The sequence below is a fragment of the Micromonospora nigra genome (genome assembly GCF_900091585.1).
Lineage (GTDB): Bacteria > Actinomycetota > Actinomycetes > Mycobacteriales > Micromonosporaceae > Micromonospora > Micromonospora nigra.
Map to the genome: position 1 here is coordinate 5,564,151 of NZ_FMHT01000003.1, position 17,898 is coordinate 5,582,048.

The following is a 17,898-nucleotide window of genomic DNA, read 5'->3' on the forward strand; positions in this document are numbered from 1 at the left end:
GGACAGGACGGAAGGACCGAACCGATGACCATGACCGAGCAGACCGAGCCGGCGGTGACCGACGCGGACAAGGCCGCGGTCGCCGGGCTGACGCAGCGCATCGTCACGGCGTGGGCCGGACAAGACGCCGATGCCTTCGCCCGCGTCTTCACCGAGGACGGCACGATGATCCTGCCGGGTGTGTACTGCCGGGGCCGCCAGGAGATCCAGGCCTTCATGACCGGTGCCTTCGCCGGCCCCTACCAGGGCACCCGGGTCACCGGGCAGCCGTTCGACGTCCGCTTTCTCGGCGCGGACATCGCGTTGCTGCTCACCCAGGGCGGCGTCATGGCACCGGGGGAGACCGAGGTGGCGCCGGAGCGCGGCGTGCGGGCGTCCTGGCTGGCCGTCAAGCGGCAGGGCGAGTGGCAGCTGGCTGCGTACCAGAACAGTCCGCTGAACTGACGACGGCGGGGGTCGCCGCCCTGCGGCGGCGACCCCCACGGACGTCGGTGTGCCATCCTCGCGGTGACCCCTCGATCCCGGGGCGTAGTCAACCGTCCTTTCAGGAGGCAGAGATGAGCAAGGCTTTCGTGGTCCGCTACGAGATGCGGCCGGACACCGCCGACACCAACCAGGCGCTGGTGGAGAACGTCTTCCGCGAGCTGGCGGAGAAGGCACCCGAGGGCATCCGGTACGCCTCGTTCCGGCTCGCCGACGGCGTGACCTTCGTCCACGTCGGAGTGATGGACGACGACGCGGCCGCATTGACCGACTTCGCCGCCTTCGCCGAGTTCGGGAAGGGCTTCGGTGATCGGGCCGCCGGTCAGCCCGTGGCCAGCGGCGCGACATTGGTGGGCTCGTACGGGTTCATTCCATGACAGGCCCCGGCCCGACGACCTGGCCGGCCACGGCGCGCGACGGCGCCGTGGCCGTCCCGGCCCTCGACGATGCCGGGGCCGGCCCGCCCATCGAGGGTGACCTCAGCGTGGCCGAGGCCGACCTGGCCCGCGCGGCGCGGGACTTCGGCAACCAGGAGGTCCGCCGCCCCCGGGCCGTGCTGCGGCCGGCCGGCGCGGCCGACGTGGCGGCCGTCGTCCGCCACGGCCGGCGGCGCGGCGTGCCGGTGGTGCCACGCGGCGGCGGGCACTCCGTCGACGGGCAGACCCTGGTACGGGACGGCATCGTCGTCGACACGAGCAGCCTCGTCACCGTCGGCGTCGCCCGTGGCGACCGGATCGACGTGGCCGCCGGGGCGCGCTGGCGTGACGTGCTCGCCGCGACCCTGCCGGTGGGGCTGGTGCCGCCGGTGCTGCCCGACCATCTCGACCTGACCGTCGGCGGAACCCTGTCCGTCGGCGGGATCGGCGGCACCAGCCACCGGTACGGCTGCGTGGCCGACCACGTCCACGACCTCGACGTCGTCACCGCCGACGGCGACCTGGTCGACTGCTCGCCCCGGCGGCACGCCGCGCTCTTCGACGCCGTGCGGGGAGCCCAGGGACGGCACGGGGTGATCACCCGGGCGACCCTCGCCCTGGTGCCCGCCCCCGGCACCGTGCGCGGATACGAGCTCAGCTACGACGACCTCGGGCCGTTCCTCGCCGACCAGCGTCGGCTCGTCGACGGCGGAGAAGTCGACCACGTCCTCGGTCACGCCCGACACGTCGACGGCGTGGGCTGGCGGTACCAGCTGGAGGTGGCCGTCTTCGATCCCGGCGGGCCGGACGACACGGTCCTGCCCGACGGGCTGCGCGACGACCGGTCCCGGCGGCACGCGCGGACGGTGGCGCCCGGCGACTTCCTCGACCGGTTCGCTCCCGTCGCCGCGCGACTGCGCGAGGACGGGTCCTGGTGGCATCCCCACCCAAGGTGCACGCTCCTGCTTCCGGGGCGGCACGCGGAGGAGTTCGTCGCCGGTACGCTGCGCGACCTCGGCCCGCGCGACGTCGGCCCTGACGGTGGGGTGCTGCTCTATCCGATCCCGACGGTCCGGCTGCGGGCCCCGAACGTGCCCACCGCACGCGACGAGGTCACCGTGGTGTTCGGACTGCTGCGTACCGCCCCGTCCGGCGACGCCGAGGCACTGGCGCGGATGCGCCGGCACAACGAGGAGCTGCTCGGCGAGGTCCGGCGTCTCGGTGGGGCCGCCTACGCGTACCGCCGGCCCGCGTCGCCCCCGCGAGGGGCCTGACCACCAACACGATCCGAGAGGGCAGACGCGTGACAGACCAGCAGGAAAGCACCGCCGAGCCGTCCGTGCCGACCGACCGGCCGGGGGAGGTGACGACCGGATCTCCCCGGCTGGACGAACTGGCGGCCGTGGCCCTGGACCCGGACCCGCTGCCGTTCGCCCGGCTGGTGAAGCGGACTCCCGCGGGCGAACTGCGGGAGCTGATGCACAGCGTGCAACGCCGCCGGGTGCTCGACGACCTCCTCGGCCGGATGCCCGACGTGTTCCGGGCGGACCGGGCGGGCAGCCTGGCGGCGGTGATCCACTGGCGCATCGGCGACCGGCCGGACGGCGCGGTCGACACGTACCAGATGGTCATCTCCGGCGGTGCCTGCGTGCTGTCGCCGGCCGTCGACCGTGACCCGACGCTGACCCTGACCCTCGGCGCGGTCGACTTTCTCAGCATGGTCACCGGCAACGCCCACGCGGTCATGTTGGTGATGCGCGGCAGGTTGAAGACCCGCGGCGATCTTGCCCTGACCGCCAAGTTCCCGACCCTGTTCGATCCGCCGAAGGCCTGAGCGCCTGCCCGGACCCCGCGGTCCGTCCCACCGCAGCGGGAGCGGAGGGGCGGACCGCGGTCCGCTCAGCCCTTGGACACGCCCGGGCCGTCGGCGGGCGACGGCCCGCTGGCGGGGCGACGCATCATCAGGTGCACCAGCAGGGCGAGGAGAATCGCACACCAGGCCATCGACAGGCCGGAGTAGCCGAAGGCGGCGACCATCAGCCCCGCCGACAGCGCGCCGAGCGCGGCGGCGAGCTGAACGAGGAAGTCGGAGGCACCCTGCGCCATCGTCCGTAGCTGTCCCTCGGCGGCCGAGGTGATCAGGACGGAGCCGGCGAGGTAGCCGGCCGACCAGCCGATCCCGAGCAGCACCAGCCCGATCCCGACCATCACGATGTCGCCCTCCGGCGACAGGGCCAGCACGACGGCGGAGGAGACCAGGATGCCGAGGCTCGTCACCAGCAGTGGGAAGGTGCCGAGCCGGTCGGCCAGGTAGCCGACCAGGGGACCCGGGATGTACATGGCGGCGGTGTGCGCGCCGATCACCAGCCCGATCGCGGTGAGGGTGGTGGTGCCGTGGCTCATGTGGATCGGGGCCATGTTCATCAGCGAGATCATCGTGGCGTGTACGGTGACCACCACCGCGATGCCCTGGCGGATGCGCGGGCCCCGCAGGCTCTCGACCAGCGCGCGGCGGGTGTCGAGCTTCTCCCGGACCTTCTCCCGGCCCAGCGAACGCGCCAGCAGCAGCGGATCGGGGCGCAGGGTCACCAGCACGAGGGTGCCGGCCACGGCCAACCCGACGCCCACGGCGGCGAACGGCGCGGTGAACTCGGCGAGCCGGTCGCCGCCGAGCTGCTCCACCCCGCCCGAGAGCGGGGGCCCGATCACCGAACCGGCGATGGCACTCCAGGACAGCAGCCCCATGGTGCGCCCGATGCGGTCGGCGTCGGCCAGGTCGGTCACGCCGAAGCGGGCCTGGAACCCCGCCGCCAGCGCCGCGCCGACGGCGACCGCCCCGACGAGCAGCAGCGGGTAACTGGACAGTGAGGCGCTGATGACCACCAGGGCCGAGCCGGCTGCCCCGGTCAGGTAGCCGGTGGCGATGCCCGCACGGCGGCCCCGGGTGGCGGACAGCGCGGCCAGCGGGATGCTGAACAGCACCCCGCCGCAGAACAGCAGCGCCTGCGCGAAGCCGGCCTGCCCGGCCGACCCGGTCATCCGCTCGGCGATCAGGGAGATGAGCGGGCCGGTCATGGCGAAGACCAGCGCGAACACCGTCTGCACGACGAGCAGGGACGCGACGACCCGGCGCTGCACGCGCCGCAGGTCGACGCCGGCGTCAGGCGCCTCGACGCCCCGGACGAGATCAGAAGTCATGAGCGCTCCTGGTGGTGCGTCGCCGCACCACCGTGGCCGGTGGCGGTCAGGCTGGCTCCTGCAGGGTACGGCTCAGCAGGGCGTCCGGGGCGTCGGCGACGGGGTGCCCGTCGACGCGTCGGGCGGGCACGCCCGCGGCGAGGGCGTAGACGGCGGTCTCGGCGATGCCGTCGACCCCGAGGGTCTCCTCCAGCTCGGAGTCGCGGAAGGCGTCGGTCTGGCAGGGGCCGAGGCCGACGGCCGTGGCGCACAGGGCGAACGTCTGCGCGAGGTGGCCGGTGTTCAGCAGCACCGTGCGCAACATCCGGGCACTGCGGTACTTGAACATCGCGCGCCGCAGGTCGAGGGTGAGGAAGCAGACGAAACCCGCCTCGGTGACCATGCGCTGGCCGAAGGTGAGCCGTTCGAGGTGGGCCTGGTCCAGGTCCCGCGAGATGACTTCGAGGCTGTGGTCGGCGGGCGAGTAGCGGTAGATGCCGGGCGGCACCGACTCGACGTTGCGGACGACGACGTAGCACTCGCTCTCGTGGCGGGCTCCGCCGCAGGGGCTGGTACGGAGCATGAGCCGGCCGAGCAGGCCCGCGTCGAAGAAGTGCATGGGCCCGAAGGCGTAGTGCAGGACGGTGGAGAAGCTGCGCAGCGGCACGGCCTCGCCGGTGTAGTGCCGGTGGGTGCGGCGGGACAGCAGCACGTCGCCGAAGTCGCGGTCCAGGGGCAGGAAGGCGCGGGTGAGCATGATCCGCTCGGCGTCGGGGTTGACCCGGAACGTCGCGGGTGCCGCCCCGCTGGCCCGGATCTGCTCGACGACCGCCGCCCGGTCGGCGGCGACGCCCGGGTCCGACTGGGACTCCTCGAAGCTGATGTACGCCGTGTCCTTCGTGTCGAAGTGGAAGTACGTGGCGGACTGTCCCCACGCCTCCCACTGTCCGAGGACCCGGTCCTCGGTGCCGGTGGCCGCGTCCTCGCGGGTGCGCAGCAGACCCGCCGCCGCGAGTGCGTCGACGGCCTCCTGCACGGATTCCGGGTCGTACCCGTCGAAGCGGGTGGCGACGGTCTGCGGGTCGGTCCAGTCGTCGAACTGGTTCAGGATGTCGAGGGCGGCGCCGTCGACGGCGATGCCGCTCTTCTCGCCGTCGTCCGTACGGTTCAGATAGTCATCGAGCACAAGTTCGCCGTTGACCCAGTACGCCACGAGCGAGCGGGCGCGCCGCAGTTCCATCGCCAATTCCCTTTCGACAGACCGAAGAATGGACAGAGAGAAAGGGGGACGGATGCCCGCCCCCCTTTCTCCCGGAGGACGTCGAGGCGGCGCCTGTTCCGCTCAGGTGGAGCAGTGCTCGGAAAGGCTGGCCAAGACGGTCCGATGCTTGTGCCGGCCCGTGGACCGGCACGCCCTGACTAGGATCAGGTGGCCTTGCAGCCCAGCATCTTCTTGTCGCTGAGGACGGTCTTCTTCACCTTGACCGAAACCTTCTTCATGTTCGCCACCTCCCTCCTCGGAATGACTTGGTGAATATCCTTCACAGGGCGATAAAGCCGAATCAACTTCCAGAATGCTCTGGGTGTGTTCCGGCACACGGCGGCGGGTGTGGCGGGCGTGGTAAGGGCAGGTGTCGCGGCCTGGCGGGGCGGGTCGCCGGCGCGGGGATCAGCCCCGGCTGTGCAGCCGGGCGTCGAGCGCGTCGAGGTCGGGCACGAACCAGACATGACCGCCCTGGTTGGACTCCCGCACCAGGTCACGCAGCGCGGAACTGGCCGCCAGCGGGCCGGAGATGTCCCCGACGACGACCAGCAGGAGCCGGTAGTTGACGAACTTCTGCATGACCTCGCCCGCGAAGCGGGTGCCGAGGGTGAAGAACCGGGCGTCGAGCCGGTGCGCCGGCACGGCCACGGCCTCGGCGCCGAGGAAGGCCGCCCCGATCAGGTCGATCGCGTCCTGTTCGGAGGTGATCGACGGCCCGGCGGGGTCGCACACGAGCACCGGTACGCCGCCCCGCTGCTGGATCTCGTCAGGCATCGCGCGCCTCTCCGTGGCGCAGCCCGTTGCCGGGTTCGAGCACGGCGTCGATCAGGCGTAGCAGTTCGGCGGTGGTGCCGGCGTCACCCAGGACGACGATCTTCATTCGGCCTCGTTCCTCGTCGTGCGCGGTCTGTACGCGCAGGGGGCGGGCAGGGTCGCTGCCCGTGTTCGCTGCGGCGAGCACCACCGTGGCGAGCCGGTCGGCGCCGGCCCGGTCGATGCCGTCGACCTGCACGATGCTGGTCACCTCGGCCGACGTGGTCCGTCGGGCCGGGGGGCGTCCGGTCAGCGCGGCGAGGTCGGCGCGGGCGATGCGGTACTGCTTGCCGATCCGCACGGCGCGCAGCCGGCCGGAGCGGATGTAGCCGCGCACCGTGCGCACGTGCAGCCCTAGCCGCTCGGCCACCTGCTCGACCGAGAACATTTCTTCACTCATCACTCCCTAAACTACTCCACCGATCCAGATATAGGGAAGTATGCGGAGTGCAGCAGATGTCGACGTCGGCCCCGGTCAGGCCGTCGGGCGCACCGCCAGGGCGACCGTCAGGTCGAGCACCGTGCGCGGGTCGGTGAGGCGGTCGCCGTACAGGTCGCGGAGCTGACCCATCCGGTACCGCACGGTCTGCGGGTGGACGAACAGGTCCGCGGCGACGTCGTCGCGCCGGCCCTGGTGCAGCAGCCAGGAACGCAGGGTCTCGGCGAGCCGGTCGGCGGTGGCCGGCGGCAGCGCGGCCAGCGGCGCGAGCACCCGGGCGCGCAGGTCCGCGAGAGCCTCCGGGTCGGCCCCCAGCAGCAGCTCGGCGAGGTGGTGGTCGGTGTCGAGGGGCTCCCCGTCGGGAGGGTGCGCGATGCCCAGCGTGACCGCCCGCAGCACCCGTTGCCAGGAGGCTGCCGCCCGCACCCAGGGCCGGACGGGGCCGAGCACCGCACGCCGGCCGTGCAGCAGGCGGGCCAGCTGCCGCCGCCGGTCACCGTGCATGTCGGGGACGAGCAGCACGGCCGGCTCCCCGCCCGGCTCGGTCACGGGCAGGTCCTCGCCGCTCTCCAGGGTGTGCGGGTCGAGCAGGGCCAGGGCGGCGCGCAGGTTGGCCCGGGGCAGCAGCACCACGGTCAGCGTCTGCGGCACCGGCCAGTCCGCCCGCTCCGCGCTGGTCAGCAGGGACTCCTCGGGGTCACCCGCGAGCAGCCGCTGGGTGAGGCGCTCCAGGTTGCGCCGCCGGGCCCGGCCCACGCTGGCCAGCTCGTCGGCGTGCCCGGCGACACTCGCGGCGGACAGTTCGTCGATGTAGGCGAACATCAGCTCGGCGAACTCGGCGACGGTGGCGGCCGGCAGCCCGCTCGCCACCGTGGTCGCGGCCATCTCCCGCCAGGACACCCGGGCCCCGACCCGGTACGCGGCCAGCAGCGCGTCCATGCTGCGGCCCGAGCGGGCCTCGCCGCTGCCGAGGGCGTACGCGGCCTCCAGGGCGGGCACCAGCGGCGTGCTGGGATCGGTGGCCTGGGAACGTTCGAGCAGTTGCAGGAAGGTGCCGAGCGCGATCTGCACCGCGGTTTCGATCTTGTCGCGCATCTGGCCGGTGAGGGTGCCGGAGTAGCTGGGCACCTCGGCGGTGATCGCGGTGACCGTCCGCCCGGCCAGCAGCGGGAGCCGGTCGCGCAACTCGCCGGCCACCCGGTCGTCGAGTTCGAGGCGGGCCGCCCGATGGGTGGTCCCGGAGGGTTCCGCCACGTTTGTACTCCCCGAACAAGAAGCAGCCTCGTCTTCACCTTCACCGGTCAAGATTTTATGCCAGTGTGCCGCGAGGATTGTCGTATGACCACAACTGTCCCGCGCACCTCCGCGAAGACGTCCCTCCGGGACAGGCTGCTGCGGCTCGCCGAGACGGTGACCACCCCGGTCCTTCCCGACGACTACCTCGACCTCGTCGCGCCGCTGCGCGCCGGTGCCGACCTGCGCGGTCGGGTTCTCGCCGTGCGCCCGGAGACCCCCGACGCGGCGACGCTGGTGATCCGTCCCGGCCGCGACTGGCGGGGCCACCGGCCGGGCCAGTACGTGCGGCTCGGCGTGGACGTCGACGGAGTGCGCCAGTGGCGCGCCTACTCGGTCACCTCCCCGCCGGGCCGCCGGTCGGACCCGATCACCGTGACCGTGAAGGCCATCCCCGACGGAGTGGTGAGCAACCATCTGGTACGCCGGCTCCGGCCGGGCACGATCGTGCAGCTCGACCAGGCACAGGGCGACTTCGTGCTGCCCGACCCGGCGCCGGGGCGGGTGCTGTTCCTCACCGCCGGCAGCGGCATCACCCCGGTGGCCGGCATGCTGCGCTCGGGGGCGCTGACCGGCGCCGACGTGGTGCTGGTGCACTCCGCGCCGACCGCCGCCGACGTGGTCTTCGGCGACGAGCTGCGGCAGCGCGCGGCCCGGGGCGAACTGCGCCTGGTGGAGCGGCACACCGACGTCGACGGGCTGCTCGACGTGGCCGAGCTCGACGAGCTGGTGCCCGACCACCTCGACCGGGTGACCTGGGCCTGCGGCCCGCTGGGCCTGCTCGACGCCGCCGAGGCGCACTGGGCGGCCCGGGGCCGCGCCGACCTGCTGCACACCGAGCGGTTCCGGCCCGTCGTGATCGCCGCCGGGGAGGGCGGCACGGTCACCTTCACCCGCGCCGGCAGGACGGTCGAGGCCGACGGCGCGACCCCGATCCTGCAGGCTGGCGAGCAGGCCGGGGTGCTGATGCCCTCGGGCTGCCGGATGGGGATCTGCTTCGGCTGCGTGCTGCCGCTGCGCCAGGGCGCCGTGCGGGACCTGCGCGACGGCCGGCTCACCACCGCCGTTCCCGGCGACGGCGTCCATGTCCAGACCTGCGTGTCGGCCGCGGCCGGCCCCTGCGACCTTGAGATCTGATCGGAGACCGGACGTGACAGTCATCCAGAAGAAGCCCGACAACCCGATCGCCCACCTCACCGCCGAGGACATCGAGACCATCGGCAGGGAACTCGACGCGATCCGCGACCGGGTCCTCGCCGACCGCGGCGAGCGCGACGCCGCGTACATCCGCAAGGTGATCTCCACCCAGCGCAAACTGGAGCTGAGCAGCCGGGCCGTGCTGCTGTTCTCCCTCTTCCCGCCCGCCTGGGTCGTCGGCACCGTCGGCCTGTCGGTGGCGAAGATCCTGGAGAACATGGAGATCGGGCACAACGTCATGCACGGCCAGTGGGACTGGATGCAGGATCCGAAGATCCACTCCACGAAGTGGGAGTGGGACAACGTCTCCCCGTCCGAGCAGTGGAAGCACTCGCACAACGAACTGCACCACACCTACACCAACGTGATCGGCAAGGACAACGACCTCGGCTACGGCATCATGCGTGTCGACGAGGACCAGCGCTGGCACCCGATCTACCTGGGCCAGCCGCTGTGGAACTTCGTCAACGCCTGCTTCTTCGAGTACGGCATCGCCGCGTACGACCTGGAACTGGGCCGCAACCTGCGCAAGGGCCGGCACCGCAACCCCGCGTTCCGGGCCCGCGCCAAGCAGGTGCTGCGCAAGATCCGCCGGCAGGTGCTCAAGGACTACGTCGTGCACCCGCTGCTGTCCGGGCCGTCGTTCCTGAGCACCCTCGCCGCCACCTTCACCGCCAACCTGGTCCGCAACCTGTGGACCCACTCGGTGATCATGTGTGGTCACTTCCCGGAGGGCGTGGAGACCTTCGAGCGGCGCTCCATCGTCGGCGAGACCCGCGGCGAGTGGTACGTGCGGCAGATGCTCGGCTCCGCCAACATCAGCGGCAGCAAGGCCCTGCACGTCATGACCGGCAACCTGTCGTACCAGATCGAGCACCACCTGTTCCCCGACCTGCCGAGCAACCGCTACCAGGAGATCGCGCCCGACGTGCGGGCCATCTTCGACCGGTACGGGCTGAAGTACACCACCGGCTCCCTGCCCCGGCAGGTGGCCTCGGCCTGGTGGAAGGTCATCCGGCTCTCCCTGCCGAACCGGGAGACGGCCCGCCCGGCCAGCGACCGGCCGGCCCGCAGCCTCGCCTCCGCCGGCGTCTGACCCGCGCCGATCGGTCAGGCATCGCCCGGTGCCCGGGGGGAGGCGGGACGGGACGAGCGACGTGGGGCGGGCCGGTCAGCCGCCCGCCCGGTCGCGTAGCCACTCCAGGGCCTCCTGCGCCCCGCCCAGCACCGAGATGTGCCCGTCGTCGGGGGTCAGCCGCAGGGTGGTGGCCGGGCAGCGGGTCGCCAGCCACCGGCTGTGCGCGGCGGGCACCACCCGGTCCCGGTCGCCGTGCAGCAGCAGCACCGGGGCCGTCACCGACACCGGATCGAAGCCCCACGGCGACACGTACGCGATGTCGTCGTCGACCAGGCCGCCCGGCCCGCCCGCCACGGCCGGCCCCACCACGCTGCCCAACCAGACCCAGGGCCCGGCCAGGGCGGCCTCGTCAGCGGCCGTGAACTCCGGGTCGTACGCCGCGCCGAACTCCGCCTCGTGGCGTTCCTTGGCCGCCCGGCCCCGTTCGGCGGCGCGCAGTGACGCCACGCCGCTCGGCGTCATGCCCGCGAACCAGTCCAGCCCGTCAGCGTCGGGCGGCGCCAGCCCGGCCACGCTCACCACCGCCGTGACCCGCCCCGGCAGCAGCGCGCCACAGGCCAGGGCGTGCGGGCCGCCGCCGGAGTGGCCCAGCACCGCGAACCGGCGCAGGCCCAGCGCGTCGGCGACCAGGGCGGTGTGCCGGGCCGCCGAGGCGACGTCCCGCCCGGGACTGCGGGTCGAACCGCCGTAGCCGGGGCGGTCGTAGGAGATCCACCGTAGGCCGAGCCGGTCGGCGGCGGCGAACAGTGGCACCGGCGGCGCGCCGACGTTCGGGGTGCCGTGATGCCAGAACACGGGCAGCCGGTCGTCGCCGCCGGTGTCGTACGCGTGCAGCACCCGACCGTCGCTCAGGTCGAGATCGAGTTCCACCAGCATCGGGCGAGGGTAGCCGTCGGGTACGACAGCCCTGGGCCTGGTCGTCGGGGTGACCCGCGCCCCCGCGCCGACGGTGCCGGGCCGGCGGGCGGGAGAGCCCGGTCTGCCCGGCGCCACGGTGGTCTCGGTCAGTGGCGGCCCGAGGAGGCGTTCATCGCCCGCCGGCCCTTCACGAAGGCCAGGACGATCACCGCGAGCAGCGCCACCGCGCCGATGATGATCAGCCAGCGGACCGCCTCCAGCAGCAGTCCGAGCAGCACCAGCACCCCGGCGACCACAGCGACGACCCACACCATGTTCCGCATCCCGCACCTCCGTCGACAGGGCCGTCCACGCGGCGTCCCCGGTGTCCTCCTTCCCGCAACCACGCCCGGTATGCGCCTGCGTCGGGCCGGTCAGGTCGTCGCGACGTAGACCGTGTTGGCGGAGTCGCCGCCGGTCAGTGGGTTGGCGAACGGCACGACATGGGCCCGGGCGGTGGCGAACACCCCGGCCAGCGTCTGCGTGAAGTCCGCGTCCGGCGGGTCGTCCGACCACAGCGCGAACACCCCGCCCGGGTGCAGCAGCCGGGCGAGTCGCCGCAACCCGTCGGCGGTGTAGAAGGGGGCGTGACCCGGGTGCAGCACGTGCCGGGGGGAGTGGTCCACGTCCAGCAGAACGGCGTGGAAGCGTCGGCCGGGGGTGTCGGGGTCGAGGCCGGCGTCGCCGGCGACCGACGCGAAGAAGTCGGCGTGCACGAACCGGGTCCGCGGGTCCTCGGCCAGCCCCGCCGCGAACGGCAGCAGCCCGCGCCGGTGCCAGTCGATGACGTCCTCGACCGTCTCCACCACCAGCAGCTCCGACACCCGGTCGTCGTCCAGCGCGGTGCGGGCCGTGTACCCGAGGCCCAGACCGCCGACCACCACCTCCAGGCGCGGGTCGGGCAGCGCGGCGAGCCCCAGCCGCGCCAGCTCGATCTCCGCGACGGGGAACAGGCTGGACATCAGGTACTCGTCGTCGAGCTTGACCTCGTACACCTCGACGCCGAGCGACGGGTCGCGGCGCCGCCGCAGGCTGATCTCCCCCAGCGGGGTCGCCCGCCAGGCCAGTTCCTCGAAACGCGGGCTCATCGGCGGAATGTTACCGGCCCCGCCGCACGGCCGTGGCCGCGCGACGCGGGGACCTCGGAGCATCGACGCACCGCTTATCCTGTGCCCGACCGAATCGTGGGAAGGGATCCCATGCCGTCGCGGCAGGACCAACTGCACTCCTACCAGTTCACCATCCAGCGGGCGGTCGCCGCCCTGGTCATGCGCGAGACCGATCCGGCGCAGTCGCCGTTTCGTCGGCTGGCCGGCGCCGCCCTGGCCAGCGTCCTGGTCGCCGCCATCAGCCTGGGTGGGTTCGCCCTCTACGGGCTGTTCACCGGCGTCGGCACGAAGTGGCGGGACACCGGCGCGGTGATCGTGGAGAAGGAGTCGGGGGCCCGGTTCGTCTACCGGGAGGAGAAGCTGCACCCCGTGCTGAACTACGCCTCGGCGCTGCTCATCATCGGTGCCGAGCGACCCAAGACCGTGCTGGTGTCCCGGCGGTCCATCGACGGGGTGCCCCGGGGGCTGCCCCTGGGCATCGCCGACGCCCCCGACTCCCTGCCCGCGCCGGGCCGGCTGTCCACCGCCGGGTGGACGGTCTGTTCGACCACCGGCGCGGGCCGCACGCCACGCTCGGTGCTGCTGGTCGGCGTGGCCGCCGACGGCGGCCGGGCGCTGGGCGACGACGGGCTGCTGGTGCGCGACCCCCACGGCGCCCTGCATCTGCTCTGGCAGCAGCGCCGCCATCTCGTCCGGGACGTCAACCGGGTGCTGGCCGTGCTGGCGGCCACCCGCGCCCGCGCGGTCCCGGTGGCCCCCGCGCTGCTCAACACCGTGGCGGCCGGAGCGGACCTGGTGCCGCCGGCGCTGCCGGGCCTGGGCGGTCGGTCGGCCGCCGTGCCGGGGGCGCGCGTCGGTGACGTGTACGTCGTCAGCAACTCCGGCGGCGGCCGGCAGTACGCGGCGGTGCTGCGCCACGGCCTGGCCGGCATCACCGAGTTGCAGGCCGGCCTGCTGCTGGCCCGCACCGGCCAGCGGGAGGCCGAGCGGGTCACGCTGGGTCGGTTCGCCGCGCTGCCGAAGGTGCCCGACCTCGTCCCCACCGGGCCGAGCGCGCCCCCGCCCGCGCCTCCCCGGCTGGCCGCCAGCGACACCGCCGGCCTGTGCACCCGCACCGCCGACGACGGTGGCGCGGCCGAGGTACGCCTCGGCGTGCCCCTGCCGGACCTCGCGACCGTGCCCCGGACGGCGATGGCCACAGCCGGTGGGGTGCTGGCCGACCACATCGTCGTCGAGCCGGGTCGCGGGGTGGTCGTCGAGGCCGTCGCCGCTCCCGGAGCCACCGGCGGCGCGGTCTCCGTCGTCACCGACCTGGGCCGGCGCTACGTGCTCGCCGACGGTGCCGTGCTGGGCATGCTCGGCTACCGGGAGGTTCGGCCGGTACGCCTGCCGGCGGGGCTGGTCAGCCTGATCCCGGCGGGGGCGACGCTGGATCCCGCGGCGGCCCGGGTGGTCGCCGCCCCCGCCTGAACGACCGGGGTGCGCGGCGATCCGGTCCGGCCCGGGGCGTGGCCGACCCGCCGGCCCGGTGCGCTCGGCCGGGTCGGTGTCGGTGCCGGTGTCGAGTGCCGGTGTCGGCCGGGCGGGACGGTGCCGGTGACGCTCAGGCGGGGCGGCGCAGGAGGCTGACGGCGAAGTCGCTGTCGTCGCGCCACGGGCGCAGGTCCCAGGTGGCGAAGCGCTGCTCGGGGCGCAGACCGGCGGTGACCACGTCGGCGTCGAAGTCGGCGAGGCGGTAGCCCCGGTCGGTGCCGAAACCCACCGCCACCACCCCGTCGGGGCGCAGGTGCGCGGCGACCCGGCGAAGCACCTGCGCCTCGGTGCCGGCGGCGACGAAGGCCATCACGTTGCCGGCCAGCACCGCCGCGTCGAACGGCTCCGGCTCGCCGGCCGCCGCGAGGTCCAGCTCCGCGAGATCGGCGACGAGCCAGCGCGGGCCGGGATGGTCGGCTCGTGCGGCCTCGACCAGCGCCGGATCGGCGTCCACGCCGACCACGTGGTGGCCCCGCGCGGCCAGTGCCGCGCCCACCCGGCCGGTGCCGCAACCGGCGTCGAGGATCCGCGATCCGGGTGACACCAGCGCGTCGACCAGCCGGGCCTCACCGGCCAGGTCGACCCCCTCGGCCGCGAGTTGGCGGAACCGGTCGATGTACCACTGCGAGTGTTCGGGGCCGGTGTCGGTCACCCAGCGGGTCGGATTGGCCATGCCTCCCACCGTAGCCAGGCCGGCGGAACTCAGGGGACCCGGGCGACGGTGATGAACTCGTTGTAGGTGAACAACCGGCCGAACGCGCGGGGGAACGGGAACGAGTACTGCCGTACGACCGTCAGGCCCAGTTCCCGGCATGACTCGGCGGCCTCGGCGAAGCCGACGAAGCGCACGTGGGAGGCGTCGCTGCGGTATCCGCGCTCCTGCGGGGTGATGAACACGACCCGGCCAGCGGAGCGGACGAACGGCAGGTAGGACGAGATCACCTCGTGGGCCTGCCCGGCCGGCATGTGCTCCAGCAGGTGCGCGGCCAGCAGCGCGTCGAAGGCGTCCGGCGTGGCGTGCGGCGAGGTGAAGAACTCCTCGGTCGTGTAAGCCTCCAGGCCCATCGCCCGGGTGTGCTCCACCGACGTCGGGTTGTGGTCGACCCCGACGGCCCCCGCCCCCAGATTGACCAGGTTGCGGCCGAGGCCGGAGCCGACATCCAGGGTGCGGCCGAGCCGCAGGCGGCGCAGGTTCCACCGGTAGGGCGCCTGCACGTCGAGGACCTGCTTCCAGCGGGCACCGCTGAGCTGCTGCAACCGCCGCGTGTAGTCCTCACCCGCAGTGCCCGTGGGGCCGCTCTGCCCTGCCTGCCTCATCGGGATCCTCTGTCTTCCTGTGCGGGGCGACGATGACGAGTCTGACGCACGCCCGGCCGGCACGGCGGGGTACGCCGGGCCCGCCAGTGGCGGGCCGGCACCGATGCTACGACCTGACCGGCCCGCCGTCAGTCCCCGGCGCGTCCGTTCCGGTGGGTGGTCGCCACACCACCGGTGTGTCACCGTTTGCCGGCCATCCCCACCACCCGGGCGCGCAGGGCCACGCGGGCGAGCCCCGACGGGCTGTCGTCGGTGACCCAGCCGAGGTTGTCCACGACCTCCACCACCCCGCTGACCTGCGTCGTGAGGCGTCGGGCAAGGCGGGCCCGGGAGCGGCGGTCCACCTGACCGGTCAGCGTCACCACGCCGTCGTGGACGGTCACGTCCACCACGCCGTCACGTAGGCCGAGGGTGCGGTGCAGCACCTCGGTCACCACGTCGCGCCGGATGTCGTCGTCCGGCCGCAGGTGCACGGCGAGCAGGTCACCCCGACTGACGACACCGACCAACCGGCCCAGGTGGTCGACCACGGGCAGCCGCTTGACGTTCCGTTCGGCCATCAGCCGGGCCGCCTCCACCACGGTCACGTCGGCCAGCACCGTCACGGCGGGAGCGGTCATCAGGTCGGCGGCCAGCGCGGCGCCGGCCTTGAGCCGGTCGGCCCGGTGCCGGCGGTCGGCGAAGACCCGCCGCTCGTGCGGCTGCCCCGCCAGCTCGACCTTGTGCAGCAGGTCGGCCTCGCTGACCACGCCCAGCACCCGCCGGCCGCCGTCCACCACCGGCACCGCGGTCACGTGCCGGCCGGTCAGCACGTCCACGACCTCCCGGTACGCCGTGCCCTCCCGCACCGTCACCACGTCGGTGGTCATCACGTCCCGCACCTGCCATGTCCGCATGGCGACCTCCCTCGGTTCCCGCTCGACGGTAGGCCGGGGAGCAGCCGGTGTGGCAGGGCCGCAGGGCCGTGCGGGCGGGACCTACGGCCCGGTGCGGGCCCGTTTGCCGACCACGGTCGGGGGTAACCGGCGCCGTGCGGTTTCCCCTGTTCGTCGAGGCGGTGTCCCGACGCTCCGGCATCCCGCCCGAGCAAGCCGCCGTGGTCACCCGGGCCGTGCTGCAGACGATGGTCGAGCGGATGACCGGCGGCGACGCCACCGACCTCGCCGGCCACCTTCCCGACGACCTGGGCGGCTACCTGGCCCCGCCCGCGCCGCCGCCCGGCATCCGGTCGCCCGCGTCGCCGCCGGTTACTCCAGCGCCCGCGCCGCCGCCCGGCATCCGGTCGCCCGCGCCGCGGCCCGTGACCCCACCGGCCGGGCCGGCGGACTTCCTGCGTCGGGTCGGGCAACGTGCCGGCGTGGACGACCGGACCGCACGGGCCGGTGCCGGCGCGGTCTTCGCGACGCTGCGCGACGCGGTCACCGTCGCGGAGTTCCGGGACATGGTGGCGCGGCTGCCCCGCGACTTCGACGGGATGGTGGACCCGGTCCCGCGGCCCGACGAGCCCTGACCGGCCCGAACGAGCGCTGACCGGTTCGCCGGGCAGCTGTCCCGCGGAGGAGCGCCGTCCCGGCCCGCCGGTCAGGTGCTCGGCCGGAAGGAGCGCCGTCCCGGCCCGCCGGTCAGGTGCTCGGGCACCGTGGCGCTGGCCCGTCGACACCGACCACCTCGGCGACATCGGCCGGCAGCGGGTAGGGGTGTTCGACGGGGGTGAGCGCGTCCGCCGCCGCGTGGTCGCCGGCCCGGCGCAGCGTGTGCAGGTGGCGGACGAGGGGGGTGAGATCGGTGAGCGTGACGGTCCACTCGTCGACGTACCGGCGTACCGCCTCACCCGACAGGCCCACCTGCAACGACCGGTACGGCAACGGGGCCAGTCGGGGCGAGCGCTCCGGATCCCACTGCACGCGTACGGGGCTGGCGCGCAGGCGCCGCGCCCAGCTCGCCCGGTCGGCGTACCGGTCAGGGTCGTGGCTGCTGAGGCAGGCGCGGGCGAGTGCCCACTCGAACCCGCAGCGGGTGATCTCGACGGCCAGAACCCGCTCCTGCCCCGGCTTGGTGGCCCAGCCGCTGCGGTACATCATCCAGTGGAACGAAGGCTTGATCCAGGTCATCCGCTCCCGCTTGAACGGGGCCACGAACCGGCCGGCGACCAGCGCGGCGTCGGCGATCGCGGACGGGTACGCCTGGTAGACGGTGATCGTGTCGCCGCCGAAGGTGGCCCGGATCTGGTGGGTGGGAACCGACATGGCGACGATGATCTCCGACCGCGCGGATCTCCTCCACCCGATTGCGGCGGTCCCACCGGCGGCGGGCCCGGTTAGGCTGCCGGCGTGGCAGGTCTGTTGAAGAGTGTGGCCGCGCGGGTCGGTGCCGTCCTTCCCGGTCCCCGGCGTTCGGGCCCGACTCCCGCTCAGGTGGCCCGGCGTCGCCAGCTCGCCGCGTTGCGACGCCGGGAGCTGTCGTACGCCCCGGAGCCGGACGGGCACGCCGACCCGGGGGAGATCGTGTGGACCTGGGTGGCCTACGAGGACGACCCGGGCCAGGGCAAGGACCGGCCGGTGCTGGTGGTGGGCCGGCGCAGCCGGACGCTGTTCGGCCTCATGCTGTCCAGTCAGGGTGAGCGCGACGGCCAGCGACACTGGCTCGCCCTGGGACCCGGCTCGTGGGACCGCGACAGCCGACCGAGTTGGGTGCGACTCGACCGGGTGCTGACCATGCGGGAGGACAGCATCCGGCGCGAGGGCGCGGTGCTGGACCGGGGTCGCTTCGACCGGGTCGCGCGGGCGTTGCGCGCCGGCTACGGCTGGCACTGAGCCACGCGC

Annotated in this window: 21 protein-coding genes; 9 read left to right on the forward strand and 12 right to left on the reverse strand. The window is 73.7% G+C overall.

Features of this window, described 5'->3' with window-relative positions; translation table 11 throughout:
* Positions 1–30: 30 nt before the first annotated feature.
* The 4 genes from GA0070616_RS24455 to GA0070616_RS24470 all read left to right on the forward strand — a co-directional run bounded on the left by GA0070616_RS24455 (position 31) and on the right by GA0070616_RS24470 (position 2,733).
* Positions 31–444, forward strand: a complete 414-nt coding sequence (locus GA0070616_RS24455) for an SgcJ/EcaC family oxidoreductase (RefSeq protein ID WP_217628278.1) — start codon at positions 31–33, stop codon at positions 442–444.
* 113 nt (positions 445–557) lie between these two features.
* A complete protein-coding gene (locus tag GA0070616_RS24460; protein ID WP_245712884.1) occupies positions 558–860 on the forward strand; it encodes a hypothetical protein in 303 nt (100 codons plus the stop codon).
* A complete protein-coding gene (locus tag GA0070616_RS24465; RefSeq protein WP_091087923.1) occupies positions 857–2,173 on the forward strand; it encodes an FAD-binding protein in 1,317 nt (438 codons plus the stop codon). The genes GA0070616_RS24460 and GA0070616_RS24465 overlap by 4 nt, the downstream gene beginning before the upstream one ends.
* Positions 2,174–2,283: 110 nt before the next feature.
* On the forward strand, positions 2,284–2,733 hold the full coding sequence (locus GA0070616_RS24470; protein WP_425413011.1) for an SCP2 sterol-binding domain-containing protein: 450 nt from the start codon (positions 2,284–2,286) through the stop codon (positions 2,731–2,733).
* A gap of 65 nt (positions 2,734–2,798) precedes the next feature.
* Here the strand turns inward: GA0070616_RS24470 and GA0070616_RS24475 are convergent, their stop codons facing one another.
* The 5 genes from GA0070616_RS24475 to GA0070616_RS24495 all read right to left on the reverse strand — a co-directional run bounded on the left by GA0070616_RS24475 (position 2,799) and on the right by GA0070616_RS24495 (position 7,846).
* On the reverse strand, positions 2,799–4,097 hold the full coding sequence (locus GA0070616_RS24475) for an MFS transporter (protein WP_091087925.1): 1,299 nt from the start codon (positions 4,095–4,097) through the stop codon (positions 2,799–2,801).
* Between the two features lie 46 nt (positions 4,098–4,143).
* Complete coding sequence (locus tag GA0070616_RS24480) at positions 4,144–5,316, reverse strand: SagB/ThcOx family dehydrogenase (protein WP_091087929.1); 1,173 nt, start codon at positions 5,314–5,316, stop codon at positions 4,144–4,146.
* A gap of 429 nt (positions 5,317–5,745) precedes the next feature.
* Positions 5,746–6,114 (reverse strand): DUF4180 domain-containing protein, encoded by a 369-nt coding sequence (locus tag GA0070616_RS24485; RefSeq protein WP_091087932.1) that lies wholly within the window; start codon positions 6,112–6,114, stop codon positions 5,746–5,748.
* On the reverse strand, positions 6,107–6,553 hold the full coding sequence (locus GA0070616_RS24490) for a helix-turn-helix domain-containing protein (protein WP_245712885.1): 447 nt from the start codon (positions 6,551–6,553) through the stop codon (positions 6,107–6,109). The genes GA0070616_RS24485 and GA0070616_RS24490 overlap by 8 nt, the downstream gene beginning before the upstream one ends.
* A gap of 75 nt (positions 6,554–6,628) precedes the next feature.
* The gene (locus GA0070616_RS24495) at positions 6,629–7,846 is read right to left on the reverse strand and encodes a PucR family transcriptional regulator (RefSeq protein ID WP_091087939.1); all 1,218 of its coding nucleotides are present in this window, start codon (positions 7,844–7,846) and stop codon (positions 6,629–6,631) included.
* A gap of 84 nt (positions 7,847–7,930) precedes the next feature.
* On the opposite strand from GA0070616_RS24495, the gene GA0070616_RS24500 reads away from it, so the two are divergent.
* A complete protein-coding gene (locus tag GA0070616_RS24500; RefSeq protein WP_091087943.1) occupies positions 7,931–9,022 on the forward strand; it encodes a ferredoxin reductase in 1,092 nt (363 codons plus the stop codon).
* A gap of 13 nt (positions 9,023–9,035) precedes the next feature.
* Positions 9,036–10,178 carry a fatty acid desaturase family protein gene (locus tag GA0070616_RS24505; protein ID WP_091087946.1) on the forward strand — a complete coding sequence of 381 codons (1,143 nt, stop codon included), beginning with the start codon at positions 9,036–9,038 and terminating at the stop codon, positions 10,176–10,178.
* A 75-nt stretch (positions 10,179–10,253) separates the two neighbouring features.
* Here GA0070616_RS24505 and GA0070616_RS24510 read toward each other — a convergent pair whose 3' ends face one another.
* The 3 genes from GA0070616_RS24510 to GA0070616_RS24515 all read right to left on the reverse strand — a co-directional run bounded on the left by GA0070616_RS24510 (position 10,254) and on the right by GA0070616_RS24515 (position 12,205).
* Positions 10,254–11,096 (reverse strand): alpha/beta fold hydrolase, encoded by an 843-nt coding sequence (locus GA0070616_RS24510; protein ID WP_091087951.1) that lies wholly within the window; start codon positions 11,094–11,096, stop codon positions 10,254–10,256.
* A 128-nt stretch (positions 11,097–11,224) separates the two neighbouring features.
* Positions 11,225–11,401, reverse strand: a complete 177-nt coding sequence (locus GA0070616_RS28355) for a hypothetical protein (protein ID WP_175440194.1) — start codon at positions 11,399–11,401, stop codon at positions 11,225–11,227.
* Positions 11,402–11,491: 90 nt separating this feature from the next.
* On the reverse strand, positions 11,492–12,205 hold the full coding sequence (locus GA0070616_RS24515; protein ID WP_091087955.1) for a spermidine synthase: 714 nt from the start codon (positions 12,203–12,205) through the stop codon (positions 11,492–11,494).
* A 111-nt stretch (positions 12,206–12,316) separates the two neighbouring features.
* On the opposite strand from GA0070616_RS24515, the gene eccB reads away from it, so the two are divergent.
* A complete protein-coding gene (gene eccB / locus GA0070616_RS24520; protein ID WP_091087959.1) occupies positions 12,317–13,696 on the forward strand; it encodes a type VII secretion protein EccB in 1,380 nt (459 codons plus the stop codon).
* A 133-nt stretch (positions 13,697–13,829) separates the two neighbouring features.
* Here the strand turns inward: eccB and GA0070616_RS24525 are convergent, their stop codons facing one another.
* The 3 genes from GA0070616_RS24525 to GA0070616_RS24535 form a co-directional block, all read right to left on the reverse strand.
* The gene (locus GA0070616_RS24525) at positions 13,830–14,432 is read right to left on the reverse strand and encodes a class I SAM-dependent methyltransferase (protein WP_091087962.1); all 603 of its coding nucleotides are present in this window, start codon (positions 14,430–14,432) and stop codon (positions 13,830–13,832) included.
* Positions 14,433–14,461: 29 nt separating this feature from the next.
* The gene (locus GA0070616_RS24530) at positions 14,462–15,076 is read right to left on the reverse strand and encodes a class I SAM-dependent methyltransferase (protein ID WP_091087966.1); all 615 of its coding nucleotides are present in this window, start codon (positions 15,074–15,076) and stop codon (positions 14,462–14,464) included.
* Positions 15,077–15,255: 179 nt separating this feature from the next.
* A complete protein-coding gene (locus GA0070616_RS24535) occupies positions 15,256–15,972 on the reverse strand; it encodes a CBS domain-containing protein (RefSeq protein ID WP_091087969.1) in 717 nt (238 codons plus the stop codon).
* A 134-nt stretch (positions 15,973–16,106) separates the two neighbouring features.
* On the opposite strand from GA0070616_RS24535, the gene GA0070616_RS24540 reads away from it, so the two are divergent.
* A complete protein-coding gene (locus tag GA0070616_RS24540) occupies positions 16,107–16,586 on the forward strand; it encodes a DUF2267 domain-containing protein (protein ID WP_091087973.1) in 480 nt (159 codons plus the stop codon).
* Positions 16,587–16,698: 112 nt separating this feature from the next.
* Here the strand turns inward: GA0070616_RS24540 and GA0070616_RS24545 are convergent, their stop codons facing one another.
* On the reverse strand, positions 16,699–17,322 hold the full coding sequence (locus tag GA0070616_RS24545; protein ID WP_091087975.1) for a DUF4291 domain-containing protein: 624 nt from the start codon (positions 17,320–17,322) through the stop codon (positions 16,699–16,701).
* A gap of 84 nt (positions 17,323–17,406) precedes the next feature.
* On the opposite strand from GA0070616_RS24545, the gene GA0070616_RS24550 reads away from it, so the two are divergent.
* Entirely contained in the window at positions 17,407–17,889 is a 483-nt protein-coding gene (locus GA0070616_RS24550) for a type II toxin-antitoxin system PemK/MazF family toxin (protein WP_091087978.1), read from the forward strand.
* The last annotated feature ends 9 nt before the right edge of the window (positions 17,890–17,898 follow it).

Excerpts from the sequence above, each read along its gene's own strand:
- GA0070616_RS24455 (WP_217628278.1), top strand. The coding sequence starts at position 31 with ATGACCGAGCAGACCGAGCCGGCGGTGACCGACGCGGACAAGGCCGCG.
- GA0070616_RS24460 (WP_245712884.1), top strand. The coding sequence starts at position 558 with ATGAGCAAGGCTTTCGTGGTCCGCTACGAGATGCGGCCGGACACCGCC.
- GA0070616_RS24465 (WP_091087923.1), top strand. The coding sequence starts at position 857 with ATGACAGGCCCCGGCCCGACGACCTGGCCGGCCACGGCGCGCGACGGC.
- GA0070616_RS24475 (WP_091087925.1), bottom strand. The coding sequence starts at position 4,097 with ATGACTTCTGATCTCGTCCGGGGCGTCGAGGCGCCTGACGCCGGCGTC.
- GA0070616_RS24480 (WP_091087929.1), bottom strand. The coding sequence starts at position 5,316 with ATGGAACTGCGGCGCGCCCGCTCGCTCGTGGCGTACTGGGTCAACGGC.
- GA0070616_RS24485 (WP_091087932.1), bottom strand. The coding sequence starts at position 6,114 with ATGCCTGACGAGATCCAGCAGCGGGGCGGCGTACCGGTGCTCGTGTGC.
- GA0070616_RS24490 (WP_245712885.1), bottom strand. The coding sequence starts at position 6,553 with ATGAGTGAAGAAATGTTCTCGGTCGAGCAGGTGGCCGAGCGGCTAGGG.
- GA0070616_RS24500 (WP_091087943.1), top strand. The coding sequence starts at position 7,931 with ATGACCACAACTGTCCCGCGCACCTCCGCGAAGACGTCCCTCCGGGAC.
- GA0070616_RS24510 (WP_091087951.1), bottom strand. The coding sequence starts at position 11,096 with ATGCTGGTGGAACTCGATCTCGACCTGAGCGACGGTCGGGTGCTGCAC.
- GA0070616_RS28355 (WP_175440194.1), bottom strand. The coding sequence starts at position 11,401 with ATGCGGAACATGGTGTGGGTCGTCGCTGTGGTCGCCGGGGTGCTGGTG.
- GA0070616_RS24515 (WP_091087955.1), bottom strand. The coding sequence starts at position 12,205 with ATGAGCCCGCGTTTCGAGGAACTGGCCTGGCGGGCGACCCCGCTGGGG.
- eccB (WP_091087959.1), top strand. The coding sequence starts at position 12,317 with ATGCCGTCGCGGCAGGACCAACTGCACTCCTACCAGTTCACCATCCAG.
- GA0070616_RS24525 (WP_091087962.1), bottom strand. The coding sequence starts at position 14,432 with ATGGCCAATCCGACCCGCTGGGTGACCGACACCGGCCCCGAACACTCG.
- GA0070616_RS24530 (WP_091087966.1), bottom strand. The coding sequence starts at position 15,076 with ATGAGGCAGGCAGGGCAGAGCGGCCCCACGGGCACTGCGGGTGAGGAC.
- GA0070616_RS24535 (WP_091087969.1), bottom strand. The coding sequence starts at position 15,972 with ATGCGGACATGGCAGGTGCGGGACGTGATGACCACCGACGTGGTGACG.
- GA0070616_RS24545 (WP_091087975.1), bottom strand. The coding sequence starts at position 17,322 with ATGTCGGTTCCCACCCACCAGATCCGGGCCACCTTCGGCGGCGACACG.